The sequence below is a fragment of the Bradyrhizobium sp. MI1.4 genome (assembly GCF_055811315.1).
This window is the reverse complement of record NZ_JBVVPP010000159.1, coordinates 1-377: the sequence shown is the minus strand read 5'-3', so window position 1 is coordinate 377 and position 377 is coordinate 1. Positions and strand designations below refer to the sequence as shown.

Below are 377 nucleotides of genomic sequence, written 5' to 3'. Positions count from 1 at the left end.
ATCGTCCACGGCTTGGAGATGCAGGTGGCCTCGGCTACCATTCCGACCTTCATGACCTGAGCCTCGATTTGCCCAAACCCTGCCATGAGAGCGCGGCGACCAGCGCCCTCCGGAATCAGAACGCCGGCCGATCGTATCATGGGATTGACGATATCACCTGGCCGCAGCCCGAACTGCTCGACGCGCCCATCGACACCAGCGCGAATAAAGGTCTTATCCAGGTCGACTTGTGCTTCGGCCAGCGACGCCTCAGCGCTTGCCCTTTCCGCCGGTAGCAAAGCGTCAAGCCGCGTTCTCGCTGATTGCCTCGAGGAGGTTGCAGCGTCGAGAGTGCCCTGGCGACCTGCGACGGCCACGCCGAGCTTTTCAATGTCGCG

Annotated in this window: 1 pseudogene; it reads right to left on the bottom strand. The window is 62.3% G+C overall.

Features of this window, described 5'->3' with window-relative positions:
• Positions 1-377: pseudogene (locus tag AC0L23_RS40090) on the bottom strand (HlyD family secretion protein); the annotation flags it as partial.